The organism is Lewinellaceae bacterium (assembly GCA_020636105.1).
Taxonomy (GTDB): Bacteria; Bacteroidota; Bacteroidia; order Chitinophagales; family Saprospiraceae; genus BCD1.
In genome coordinates this window covers 337254-352084 of sequence record JACJYL010000002.1, presented here as the reverse complement: position 1 = coordinate 352084, position 14831 = coordinate 337254, and the positions used below count along the sequence as shown (strand labels likewise).

At 46.1% G+C, this 14831-nt stretch carries 1 protein-coding gene; it reads left to right on the top strand.

Annotated features, from left to right (window positions below; genetic code table 11):
• Nucleotides 1–410: 410 nt before the first annotated feature.
• Entirely contained in the window at nucleotides 411–14669 is a 14259-nt protein-coding gene (locus H6571_18785; GenBank protein ID MCB9325791.1) for a tandem-95 repeat protein, read from the top strand.
• The last annotated feature ends 162 nt before the right edge of the window (nucleotides 14670–14831 follow it).

Sequence of the window (14831 nt, the reverse complement as noted above, 5' to 3'; positions counted from 1 at the left end):
ATTGAGGAACTTTAAGTATTTGAAAATTTTGTTATAGATAATTGGCATTGAGGTAATAAATTGACCTATGAAAAGCCTCAAAGATATGCCTTTGAAATAATATTTATTTAACCGAAAAAAATGGCCAGGCTTCGTTTTAGAAGTTTCTGGTTTTATCAATGTAATAACAGATTGTAATCCATATGAAAAATTCTCTACCTACTAAATTGAAAAGTAATTGGCTTGAAAGTAAAAGCTTTTTAGCCCGGCCTTTCTTGTTTTTGTTGTTGCTTTTGTTCCTTTCAATTCAAGGGCTTGCGCAACCCATTGTCACAGTTCGATTTGCTAATCCTAATTATGATTGCAATACAGCTAAATATTGCTTGGATGTTGAGTTTCATTCAAATACGGCTGGCCAGCAATTGTCAGGGATGAACGTTCGCTTTTGGTATGACGATGATGTTTTGGAATATTCTCATCTGGGGAATTTTCAGGGCGGATATCAGCAAATAGCACCCATACCTCCAATAATTGATACTTATCCCGGGGCTGGTTCTCTTTTCTTTAATGTGCCAGGCCCTGCGGAAAGAGTTGTGGCTGCAGTAGATCTTGTAGATTTTGGAGCACCTGCAATTCAAATTTCAACTACTGATTGGACCATGCTTTTTGAAGTTTGTTTTGATGTTGAAGCCCCCTTAGAGGATCCTAATTTTTGCCCTAGTGTAATTTGGGATCTACAGGAAGATCCGATGGATGGAGGATTTCTGGGTGGAGGTGTTTTGTATTATAATTTAGTTGGATCGGAAGCAGTAGAGAGTGTGGAACATCTAAATTGGGATTATGATGGAATTACTGGCACCCCTTATGGAAATCCCATTGAGACTTCCTGTATTTCTACTGTTTGTGGAATGCCTCCAGGAGACCCTGTTGTTACTGTTCAATTTGCCAACCCTCAATATGATTGTGATACCGATCAATATTGTTTGGATATTGAATTACAATCAAACACAGCTGGGCAGGAATTATTCGATATGAACGTAAGTTTTTATTATGATGAAAGTCAGTTAGATTTTACTGGTTTTCAAAATTATGCAGCTGGATATGGGCCAATTATTCCAAGCCCTCCAGTGGAGTCCCCAATTATGATTAATGCCTTTAATTTTGGTGGGGCCACAACCTGGTTGCATGGTATTATTCAAGTGAATGATCCAAATATGGCTTTGGCTTTGCCAACAAATGGTTTTGCGAAATTTGTGGAAGTATGTTTTGATGTAATTGCTCCTAATAGTTCCAATTTTTGTCCAAGTGTAGTTTGGGATTTAGAGGAGGATCCTGCGGATCTTGGATATATTGATGATGGGCTTATTGTCAATCTTGTAGATCCCAATAATTCTAATAACGCGATTCCTTCAATCGAAAATGTGAATCAGTATAACTGGGCTTATGATAGCGGTTTAGGAAGTCCTCCCTACGGTAATCCTGTAGAAACCAATTGTATCTCTACCCTTTGCTCAAATCCAGTTATTACAACCCAACTTTCAAATCCAAAATATGATTGTGATAATAATCAGTATTGTGTTGATATTGAGTTGCAATCAAATACGATTGGCCAGAAATTATTCGACATAAACGTAAGTTTTTATTACGATGAAAGCCTGTTGGATTTCACTGGTTTTCAAAATTATGCTACTGGATATGGGCCAATTATTCCGAGCCCTCCAGTGGAGTCTCCAATTATGATTAATGCCTTTAATTTTGCAGGATCCACAACCTGGTTGCATGGTATAATTCAAGTAAATAATACTATTAACGCCATTGATCTTCCGACAAGTGGTTGGGCTAAATTAGTCGAAGTTTGTTTTGACGTGGTAGCACCAACTCCAGATGATAATTTTTGTCCAAGCATAGTATTGGATTTGGAGGCGGATCCAGCAGATTTAGGTTATGTTGATGATGGTCTTATTGTCAATCTTGTGGATCCAAATGATTCAAATAATGCAATTCCTTCTATTGAAAATGTAATTCAGTTTAATTGGGCTTATGATTTTGGTGCAACGATGGCACCTTTTGGTGCTCCAGTTGAAACTTCCTGTATCTCCACAAGGTGTTATGACTTAGCTTTGGATAAATCAGTATCACCTTCCTGGGCAGACCCTGGTGATCCAGTTACCTTTACCATTCAAGTTGAGAACATAGGACCGGATCCTGCCACAGGCGTGGTGGTATCTGATCTTCTGCCCTCTGGTTTTGCCTATACCGGAGATTTTACTGCTAGTGGGTCTTATGTTTCCGGAACTGGAGAATGGACTATTGGAACCATTGGTGTAAATGAAACGGTTACCTTAACCATTTCGGCGACTGTTAATGGTTCGGGTATTTACACCAACCTTGCAGAAGTTATCGCCGCTAATGGCCAGGATGGAGATTCCTTTGTCAATAATGGTGTGGATACAGATGGGGATATGAATGTTGAAGATGACCTTGACGATGAAGATGACGGGGATGGAGCCATAGTTAATATTTGTAATTTGACCGTTGATGCGGGTGTGCCCCAAACGGTATGTGAAGGTTCGAGTGTTACTCTGTCAGGTTCTGGTGCATTAAGTTATACCTGGGATAATGGGGTGACGGACGGAGTTGCTTTTGTACCTCTCGGCACAACGACCTATACTGTAACAGGTATGGATATTAATGGTTGTGAAGCAATGGATCAGGTAACGATTACAGTCCAACCAGCGCTTGATGCCGGAGGCAACGGCACCTTAACCATCTGCGAAGGAGAGACTGTAACAGAAGCAGAACTTTTTGCTTCTTTAACGGGCACACCAGATGCAGGCGGAACCTGGAGCCCTGCGCTTGGCGGCCCTGGGACTTATACTTATACACATGCTGCCGTTGGAGAATGCCCTGCGGTCAGTGCAGAAGTGGTCGTAACGGAACAACCAGCGCTTGATGCAGGGGGTAACGGCACTTTAACCATCTGCGAAGGAGAAATAGTCACCACTGCAGAACTTTTTGCTTCCTTAACGGGCACACCAGATGCAGGTGGAACCTGGAGCCCTGCGCTTGGTGGGGCCGGGACTTATACTTATACACATGCTGCCGTTGGAGAATGCCCTGCGGTCAGTGCAGAAGTGGTCGTAACGGAACAACCAGCGCTTGATGCAGGGGGTAACGGCACTTTAACCATCTGCGAAGGAGAAATAGTCACCACTGCAGAACTTTTTGCTTCCTTAACGGGCACACCAGATGCAGGCGGAACGTGGAGCCCTGCACTTGGCGGAGCTGATACATATACCTATACGCATGCCGCTGTTGGAGAATGCCCGGCAGTCAGTGCCGATGTGGTGGTCACAGCCCAGCCTGCCCTTGATGCAGGAGGTAATGGCACACTGACGATTTGCGAAGGAGAGACTGTAACAGAAGCTGCCTTATTCTTAGCTTTAACGGGTACACCCGATGCAGGTGGAACCTGGAGCCCTGCGCTTGTTGGGGCCGGCACGTATACTTATACTCATCCTGCAGCAGGGAACTGTTTAGAAGTCAGTGCAGAAGTGGTCGTATCGGAACAACCAGCGCTTGATGCAGGCGGCAACGGCACTTTAACCATCTGCGAAGGAGAGACTGTAACAGAAGCAGAACTTTTTGCTTCCTTAACGGGCACACCGGATGCAGGCGGAACCTGGAGCCCTGCGCTTGGCGGAGCTGGGACTTATACCTATACGCATGCCGCCGTTGGAGAATGCCCGGCAGTCAGTGCCGATGTGGTGGTCACAGCCCAGCCTGCACTTGATGCAGGAGGTAATGGCACACTGACGATTTGCGAAGGAGAGACTGTAACAGAAGCTGCCTTATTCTTAGCTTTAACGGGTACACCCGATGCAGGTGGAACCTGGAGCCCTGCGCTTGTTGGGGCCGGCACGTATACTTATACTCATCCTGCAGCAGGGAACTGTTTAGAAGTCAGTGCAGAAGTGGTCGTATCGGAACAACCAGCGCTTGATGCAGGCGGCAACGGCACTTTAACCATCTGCGAAGGAGAGACTGTAACAGAAGCAGAACTTTTTGCTTCCTTAACGGGCACACCGGATGCAGGCGGAACCTGGAGCCCTGCGCTTGGCGGAGCTGGGACTTATACCTATACGCATGCCGCCGTTGGAGAATGCCCGGCAGTCAGTGCCGATGTGGTGGTCACAGCCCAGCCTGCACTTGATGCAGGAGGTAATGGCACACTGACGATTTGCGAAGGAGAGACTGTAACAGAAGCTGCCTTATTCTTAGCTTTAACGGGTACACCTGATGCAGGCGGAACCTGGAGTCCCGCATTAGCTGGTGCGGGAACCTATACCTATACGCATGCTGCCGTTGGAGAATGCCCTGCGGTCAGCGCAGAAGTGGTGGTTACAGAACAGCCAGCCCTTGATGCCGGAGGAAATGGTACCTTAACGATTTGCGAGGGGGAAATAGTCACCACTGCAGAACTTTTTGCTTCCTTAACGGGTACACCCGATGCAGGTGGAACCTGGAGCCCTGCGCTTGGTGGGGCCGGCACGTATACTTATACTCATCCTGCAGCAGGGAACTGTTTAGAAGTCAGTGCAGAAGTGGTCGTATCGGAACAACCAGCGCTTGATGCCGGCGGCAACGGTACTTTAACCATCTGCGAAGGAGAGACGGTTACCGAAGCAGAACTTTTTGCTTCCTTAACAGGTACACCCGATGCAGGTGGAACCTGGAGCCCTGCGCTTGGCGGCGCTGGGACTTATACCTATACACATGCCGCCGTTGGAGAATGCCCGGCGGTCAGTGCCGATGTGGTTGTAACGGAACAATCAGCGCTTGATGCAGGAGGAAACGGTACTTTAACGATCTGCGAAGGAGAGACCGTAACAGAAGCAGAACTTTTTGCTTCTTTAACGGGAACACCCGATGCAGGCGGAACCTGGAGCCCGGCCTTAGCTGGTGCGGGAACATATACTTATACTCACGCTTCCACAGGAGTATGCCCCGCCGTTAGTGCCGATGTAGTGGTCACAGAACAGCCTGCGCTTAATGCAGGTGGAAATGGTATGCTGACGATCTGCGATGGCGAGATTGTAACAGAAACCGCCTTATTCTTAGCTTTAACGGGAACACCGGATGCAGGTGGAACCTGGAGTCCGGCCTTAGCTGGTGCGGGAACATATACCTATACGCATGCCGCCGTTGGAGAATGCCCTGCGGTCAGCGCAGAAGTGGTGGTTACAGAACAGCCAGCCCTTGATGCCGGCGGAAACGGTACCTTGACGATTTGTGAAGGGGAGACAGTCACCACTGCAGAACTTTTTGCTTCTTTAACAGGTACACCCGATGCAGGTGGAACCTGGAGTCCTGCGCTTGGTGGGGCCGGCACGTATACTTATACTCATCCTGCAGCAGGGAACTGTTTAGAAGTCAGTGCAGAAGTGGTCGTAACGGAACAACCAGGGCTTGATGCTGGGGGTAACGGCACTTTGACGATCTGCGAAGGAGAGACTGTAACAGAAGCAGAACTTTTTGCTTCGTTAACGGGCACACCAGATGCAGGCGGAACCTGGAGTCCGGCACTTGGCGGAGCCGATACGTATACTTATACACATACTGCCGTTGGAGAATGCCCGGCGGTCAGTGCAGAAGTAGTAGTTACAGAACAACCAGCGCTTGATGCTGGAGGCAACGGCACTTTGGCCATCTGCGAAGGAGAGACTGTAACAGAAGCTGCCTTATTCTTAGCTTTAACGGGTACACCTGATGCAGGCGGAACCTGGAGTCCCGCATTGGCTGGTGCGGGAACCTATACCTATACGCATGCTGCCGTTGGGGAATGCCCTGCGGTCAGCGCAGAAGTGGTGGTTACAGAACAGCCAGCCCTTGATGCCGGAGGCAATGGTACCTTAACGATTTGCGAGGGGGAAATAGTCACCACTGCAGAACTTTTTGCTTCCTTAACGGGTACACCCGATGCAGGTGGAACCTGGAGCCCTGCGCTTGGTGGGGCCGGCACGTATACTTATACTCATCCTGCAGCAGGGAACTGTTTAGAAGTCAGTGCAGAAGTGGTCGTATCGGAACAACCAGCGCTTGATGCCGGCGGCAACGGTACTTTAACCATCTGCGAAGGAGAGACGGTTACCGAAGCAGAACTTTTTGCTTCCTTAACAGGTACACCCGATGCAGGTGGAACCTGGAGCCCTGCGCTTGGCGGCGCTGGGACTTATACCTATACGCATGCTGCCGTTGGAGAATGCCCGGCGGTCAGTGCAGAAGTGGTCGTAACGGAACAACCAGCGCTTGATGCTGGGGGTAACGGCACTTTGACGATCTGCGAAGGAGAGACTGTAACAGAAGCAGAACTTTTTGCTTCGTTAACGGGCACACCCGATGCAGGCGGAACCTGGAGTCCGGCACTTGGCGGAGCCGATACGTATACTTATACACATGCTGCCGTTGGAGAATGCCCGGCGGTCAGCGCAGAAGTGGTTGTCACGGAACAACCAACCCTTGATGCAGGAGGCAACGGAACGCTGACAATTTGTGAAGGTGCAACGTTTACCGAAGCAGAACTCGTTGCTTCGCTGACAGGGATGCCAGATGCAGGCGGTACGTGGAGCCCAGCCTTAGCGGGCGCGGGGACCTATACTTATACACATGCTGCCACGGGAGAATGTCCGGCAGTCAGTGCCGATGTTGTAGTGATTGGCATTCCTAATCCGCAATTAGATGCCGTACAGAATGTAGTAGCCTGTGAAAGTTACGCTCTTCCAACAATCACTGGAACAAACCTTACAGGCAACGAAGCTTATTACGATGACAGCCAGGCCAACGGCGGACAGCCGATAGCAGGGCCGATCACCAATACGATGACCGTCTGGATTTATGATGAGACTGGCACCATGCCAAATTGCAGTGATGAAACCAGTTTTGCCGTAACCATCAATACAAGTCCCAATATTACCAACCCGGGAACCCAAAATGTAAGTGGAAGTTATGTGCTTCCTGTCATCGCAGGTTCTAACCTTACGGGTAATGAAGCCTATTATGATGACAGCCAGGCCAATGGCGGACAGCCAATAGCAGGGCCGATCACCAGTACGATGACTGTTTGGATTTATGACGAGACGGGCTCCGTGCCAAATTGTAGCGATGAAGAAAGTTTTTTGGTGGTTATTTTGAATAACCCAATCGCTAAAAACGATGTAAACCAAACAGCTGAGGGTACTTCCGTAATGGGAAATGTTTTGACAAATGATGAAGATCCGGATGGGTATGATCTAACGGTTAATACAATGGCTTTATTTGGGCCTACAAATGGCGTGCTCACTTTAAATAGTAATGGCACTTATACTTATACTCCAGACCCTGGATTTACAGGAGAGGATATTTTTGAGTATCAAATTTGTAATAATGCTCCTATCCCAATGTGCGACCAGGCGATAGTGGTCATATCTGTATTTGGAACAAATGACCCAAACAATAATCCACCGGTTGGAATTTCTGACCATATTCAAACGGGATTAAACACTCCCGTGATGGGTAATTTGTTAATTAATGATAGTGATCCGGAAGGAGGTGTTTTAACGATTGCGACTAGTCTGGTTATTAATCCAGTGAATGGTATGGTAATATTTAACCCTGACGGAACATTTACCTATACGCCTAACCCCGGTTTCGTAGGTACTGATAATTTTAAATATAAAGTTTGTGACGATGGGACACCTCAAATGTGCCATGATGTATTAGTTACCATTGATGTGCTATCCGAAACCAGCCCAAATAATACTATTGCAAATGACGATGCCTGGATTACAGAACAAAATCAGCAAATTTCAGGAGACGTAACTGAAAATGATTACGACTTTGGAGGGAATGGCCAACAAGTAACGTTGGTATCAGGGGTAACAAACGGAATGCTTTCACTCAACCCGGATGGGACATTTGTTTATACCCCAGGCCCTGACTTTATAGGAAATGATCAGTTTGTTTATGAAATTTGTAATGATGCAATGCCGCAGGCTTGTGATCTCGCGACGGTTTATATTTCCATAATTTTTGCCATCCCGGAAGCATGTGATCCTCCGGTTAATGGATTGGTTTCCAATATTATGGGTACGTCGGCCACTTTTACATGGACTTCGGTAAACACACCTGTAAATGATCATTGCTGGAATTTTTACATTGGCAATGAAGGTTTTGATTGTGATGAAAATGAAGAGTTTATCGCAGCGACCATCTGTTTTATTAACGATATTCCTACCTCCAATAATCCCTTGGTTCCTGCCGGTCAGATTAACGTGAACGCAGCAACGGGGGTTGTTTCCATACATGTTGACGGCTTGCAGCCGGGAACGGTTTATGAATGGGCGATATTTGAAACATGTGATGGATTCTTAACGCCAAACCCATGGGATTGCAGCGATGCCTTATTCGGACCATTCCAAACTTTCGATGATCCATATACTGTCAACTGGGCAGATGTGCCGGCTTCCTGTCCGTCAACCAGCCCAGGGTTTGTGCCAGACGGTTCTTTCTCTGTTACCATTGGAGATAGCCCGACCTGTACAGGAACCTATGATGTAATAGTTATTGCCGGGCCTTTTGCTACCAATCCTGCTGGTTATGCAGGAGTCGGAGCAGGAACTTATGTCTTCAATGAGGCGGGCCCCGGTGTTTATACGGTTCAGATAACGGAAACTTCCATTTGTCTGCCTGTAAATGATCCGGTTACTATAAATGTAACAGTGGAAGAAGGCGTGGATGTTGAAGACCCTGTTTTCTACGTAACCGATATATTGGGCAATATTATTGCAGATAATGATCCGTCCACTCCTGAAAGTGACGATGTTGATTTAGCGGATTACAACCTTCCGGAAGGATCCTGTAATTACCAGGAACAATGGTTTGTATATGGGGTGGATAATTGTGATGGAAATATTACCAATGTGAATGCTGTTTCAGCCTCCGCTGCCAGTCTTTTCCTTGAAGACTCAAATCCGGGCACTCAAATAATTGTGACTGAAGATGGATTTGGTTTTTATCGGATTGATGTCAATTGGGATGCTGATCAGACTGAGGTCACTGTATGTTTGTCCGACAATGCAGGGAATGCACCTTGTGTGAGGATAAGAAGATTTGTGAGAGAATTTAATGATCCAGAAGTAGTGATCGTCGGGGCGAACAATATCACTATTCCACAATGTGCTGACTCAAGGGACGTAATTGTAACGGTTTATGTTTCTGACCTTTGCGAGGCTGCCGGTAATATCTTTAGTTCAGGAAATTTTGTGGCTAACGGCACAGAGGTGCTGAATTACCAGAATTTTGATGATGACGAAGCAGGGTATGCCGAGTTTATTGTAACAGTAACCCTTGCGGATGATGGAACAATATGGTCGGCCCAATTCACGGATGCATTTGGCAATACGGGATATGCTGATATTCAGATAAATGTAGTACAGGCCGTAGAGGATGAACCTGCCGTTATTTTGGCAGCAAATGAAAACCTGACCATCCCTTACTGCGAAGCGGAAACACAATTGTGTTATGCTTTCCAGGTTTACGATGATTGTGCTCCGGTAAATCCGGCGTTGTTGACTTTTGGTTCAGGAGGATCCGGACTCTCGGAAGATATCCTGAATGATTTTTATATTGATATCAACAGCCAGACCCAAACAGGATTCTTTGAAATTTGCGGGGTTGTAGCGGCAGGGTCTTATATATTGGATATTGAATATGACGGGCAACTTGTTCAGCCACAGTTAGTGGTCAATCAGCAGCAAAATCAGGCTCCTGTTGTAACACTTCCTGGTAATTTGAATTTTATAATACCTGTTTGTGAGCAGTCAATAGAAGCAACTATTGCCGTTCAGTTTAGTGATGACTGTGATGATGCGATTAATCCTGATAATGTTGAGGTAATTTTTGACGGGGCTATCCTTGAGGTGGCAGACGCTACCATTAGTGGCGGACTTTTTGCATGGACAGTTACGCTGACTGCAGAAAGTGACGGCGCTTATCTCGGGGCTTCTTATACAGATGCTGATGGGCAAACCACTGTTATTGATCCTCTTATTACGGTCACTCAGCAGCCCGATAACTGGGCACCAATCATCGTTTATCCTTCACAGGATATCAACATTGAACTAGGCGCTTGTGATGAACCGCTTACCCAGATATGTTTCCCTGCTACAGCAACAGATAATTGCTCAGGCGTGGTCGATTGTCATGTAAGCATAGGAGGAGTTGACATTCCGACATTACCGGATGAATTTGGAAATCTGTATTGCGTTGACCTGGCAGCAGGTGATTACGAAGTAGTGCTTGAAGCAACAGATGATGCCGGCAATACAAGAACAGAGGCCTTCCATATAGTCATCACCCAGGAAGAAGTTCCTGAAGACAACCTGGCTTGCACAGCCTTTGTCAATGTAACATTAGGTACAGATTGCAGTGCAGAACTGCTGGCTTCTACCGTACTTAACGGTACATGGGGCTGTCTCACTGAAGACGACTTTGTGGTCACAGTAATTGATGGTAATCCGGATAACGGCCCAATCATCGACGGCTGTGGTATATTCAGTTATACCATTGCTCTGGCTGAAGGTGTGACAGGAAACTTTACCGTATGTTGGGGTGAAGTTACAGCAGAAGATAAAACTGCTCCGACCATCGAATGCCCGGCACCAACCGATGTTTCACTGACCAGCGGAGAAGAGTTCATCTGTACGGATATTGAAAGTATCTTGATCAATGGAACACAGTACTACACAGCTTATGCGGACGGTACAACTGTTGAAGGATCAATGAGTTCAACTCTGAGCTGGATACTGAGTCAGACAGGTGTTCCCCAAGTGGGCGATAACTGCGGTCAGATTCGGGTCTCTGTATGGGATCAGGTAACCGAAAGCGATTGTGGTTACGATGTGATCACCAGACACTTCCAGGTAGCGGACCGTTACAATTCTGATTGTACCGGTGCGCCGATGACAGCAAGCTGTACCCAGCAAATTCGCGTGCGCAAACCTAATATGGGAGATGTGGCCATGCCTCTGGCAGTAGTAGAACTGGAATGCAGCGATGAGGTGGCACTGACAGCAGATGGCTACCCACACCCAAGTGAGACCGGTTTCCCTGCGGTAACCACTGCATACGGAACTTATGATCTTGACGATACTTATTGTAACATTGGGGCTGCTTTTGAAGATAGTCCTCCAATAGGTCTTTGTGCTAATAGTTATAAGATAATCAGAGTATGGACTATCGTGGACTGGTGTAATCCGGTTCCGGTAACCAATTTTACCCAGGTTATTAAGGTAGGAGATACTCAACCACCGGTCATTACCTGTAATTTGCAGGATACGAATTGGGATGGTGAATTGGATATGCCTGTTTACTCAACAGGGCCCTTTGACTGTAATGCAGTATTTCCTATCCCAGCTCCTATTGTGACGGATAATTGTAACGATTATGTATGGACCGTTGATGTGGTGATCCATGAAGAACAAGATGTATTGGATCAATGGGGACAGGTGATAGGTACGGAGATTGTCGAACAGACATTGAGTACTTATGGACCATTTGCCTCTTCACAATCCGGTCCATATGCAACAGGCGTTCCTATGAGTACTTTCGGAAATCATTTCTTCCTATATACAGCAACGGATGCCTGCGGCAATACTTCAACTTACCAATGTGAATTTGCTGTGGTAGATAATATTGCCCCGGTAGCGATTTGCGACGACCAACTGAATATATCGATTGGTGGGGAAGGTTTTGCCCGTGTATATGCTGAAGATGTAGATGAAGGAAGTCATGATAATTGTAGTGCCGTGACCATTGAAGTTCGTCGTAACGGCGGAGTTTGGGGACCATATGTTGATTTTGATTGTGACGATGTAAACAATTATGTTACCATCGAATTGCAGGTATGGGATGCTTCGGGCAATAGCAATATCTGTTGGCTGGAAGTACTGATCGAAGATAAGATCATTCCGTATTGCCACGCTCCTCATGATGAATCACGTCACTGTGATGATGAAGAACTGCTTCATATCGACTGGACTGATGTAGATCAATTAAACGAAGTATTTGGCGAAGCCTGGGCTGAAGATAACTGTAATGCAACGGCTGTACAGACTTCCATCAATAACAACCTTAATGATTGTGGATGGGGTACTGTGGTGCGTACATTCCGGGCAACGGATGATTGGGGGAATATCTCCAACAATGTATGCCAGCAGGTCATTACCGTTTATGAAGTTCATAATTATGCAATCAAATTTCCAAAAGATGCATCAGAAGAATGTGGGGTGCCGAATCCTGATTCTATAGCTTATAATACAATAGGATGCGATTTGATTACGGTCAACGTTACAGATGTTACCTATGAAGCCACCAGTGACGAATGTTATAAGATTCTACGGACCTATAAGGTGATCAACTGGTGCGAATGGGATGGTGAGTCAGATCCGATTGTCATTGGAAGAGATGAAGACTGTGACAACAACCCAGGAGATGAAGATGTTTGGGTGTTGGTGCGTACAGAGTGGAACGGAGACAATCCAGTCTTTACCTCATATGTAGACAGAGACTATGTTGAAACCAATACCAATCCATTTATTGGAACGAGCCGCTGTACGAATTTGCCAAAACCAAACGGTCACTGGGCAAACAGTACGATCAATGAGGAACTCACTAGCGTTGGGCACTGGCAGTACACCCAGGTGATCAAAGTTTACGACTTTGTGGCACCTACGGCTGAAGTCAGTGATTACGATGTTTTCTGTAGCGAAACTGCAGATTGCAACGGCGATGTTGTAATCTCTTTCACTGTGGAAGAATTGTGTGATCTTGATGTGGTAACTGTTGAAGGATTTATTGATGCTTATTCGGATGGTGTCCAGGACGGAAGTGCGGCGATCACGGAAATCTCAAGGGATGAAGTGGCCCATACCATTACCTACGAGATCGGCGGTAATTATCCTTTAGGGGCACACACTTTTGGAGTGCACATCGAAGACGGATGCCACAATATTACCTGGCTGGAAATTCCTTTTGAGGTAGTCGATTGTAAAGCTCCGACTCCCGTTTGTATTAATGGCCTTACCGTAACCCTTATGCCACAGCCCGACGGTTGTTGTGCCATGGCTATTTGGGCAAGCGATTTTATTGCCAGTGATGTCGTGGATTGTTCAGAACCGGTTCAATACTCTATCCACAAAGCCGAGAATGTAGCTGACGGATCAGATATTCCGGCTCCGGGAAGTACAGGTCTGGTTTTGGATTGTAACGATGATTCGGAAGTGGTCATTTTGATTTACGCCTGGGACAGCGCCTACAATCCCTATGCACTACAACCGGACGGCACATTGGGTGGGCCTAATTATGATTACTGTGAGACATACGTTCTTGTGCAGGCGCATGAGGATTGCGTACCTCCAGGGTTATCCATGATCTCCGGGGTGATCCAAACGGAGGAATCCGAAGGAATAGAGGATGTCGAGGTAATGCTCAGCGGTAACGCATCCCAGCAGGAATATACGATCTCTAACGGAAGTTATATTTTTGATGTACTGGAAACCGGATTTAATTATACCGTAACTCCGCATTTGAATACGAATCCTTTAAACGGTGTAACAACCTATGACCTCGTACTCATAACCAGGCACATTTTGGGCACAGAACTGCTCGACAGTCCTTATAAAATGATTGCTGCTGACGCTAACTCATCTGGATTGATTACTACTGCAGATATGATACAAATTCGCAAATTGATCCTGGGGATTAATACTGAGTATCCAAACAATACGAGCTGGAGGTTTGTGGATGCGGATTACGTTTTCCCTGATCCAGCTAACCCATGGGTTGAAGAATTTCCTGAATTCAGGAATATCAGCATTCTGTTGGTGGATATGTTGGCTGAAAATTTCATCGGAGCCAAGATAGGGGATGTGAACAGTAGTGCGATACCAAACGTAACAAGCGTCGAAGAACGGAATGTGAGGGGTGTATTTGCCCTTCATGCAGAGGATGTAACGGTTACGCCCGGTAATCAATACAGTGTAACTTTTACCGCCGAAGATCTGGCCAGGATGCAGGGATACCAGTTCACGTTGAATTTTGATCGTATGGCCCTGGATTTTGAGGGCATTGAGTATGGGGTGGCTGCGCAGGAAAATTTTGGATTGACCTACGTAGGTGAAGGCATGATCACCACCAGCTGGAACCTGCCTGGTAATCAAGCCGTGACCAAGGATACTCCGTTATTTACGGTTAACTTTACCGCGAAAACGGAAGCAGACCTTAGTGACCTGGTCAGTATTGGATCAAGGATAACGAGGGCCGAGGCCTACAATTCGGAAAATGATTTACTGGATGTTTCCCTGGATTTCAACAAGTCCGAACAGAACGCATCGTTTCAAGTATACCAAAATACGCCCAATCCGTTCGATACCGAAACAAGGATAGGGTTTAACCTCCCTGAGGATGAATTGGTTACCATTACGGTTCAGGACGTCACAGGAAAGGTTTTGAAGGTAATCCATAGCAATGGACAAAAAGGCTATAATGCCGTAATGCTTCAATCTGCATCACTTGGTGCTACCGGAATTCTTTATTATACCGTTGGTACGGAGCATTTTAGCGACACCAAAAAAATGATTCTTGTTGAATTCTAATGTGTGGAATAAATAGAATTTGTTTAAAATAAGTTAATGGTTGATACATTATTATGGTAAAATGGAGGCTTCCCTGATCTGGAATCAGGGAAGCTTTCTTTTTATGGTTTTGTTTTGGAATAACAATTATTCCCGGGGGCTTGCGCTTTAATTATTTTAGTT

Coding starts and splice junctions, on each gene's coding strand:
- H6571_18785 (MCB9325791.1), top strand. CDS start 411: ATGAACGTTCGCTTTTGGTATGACGATGATGTTTTGGAATATTCTCAT.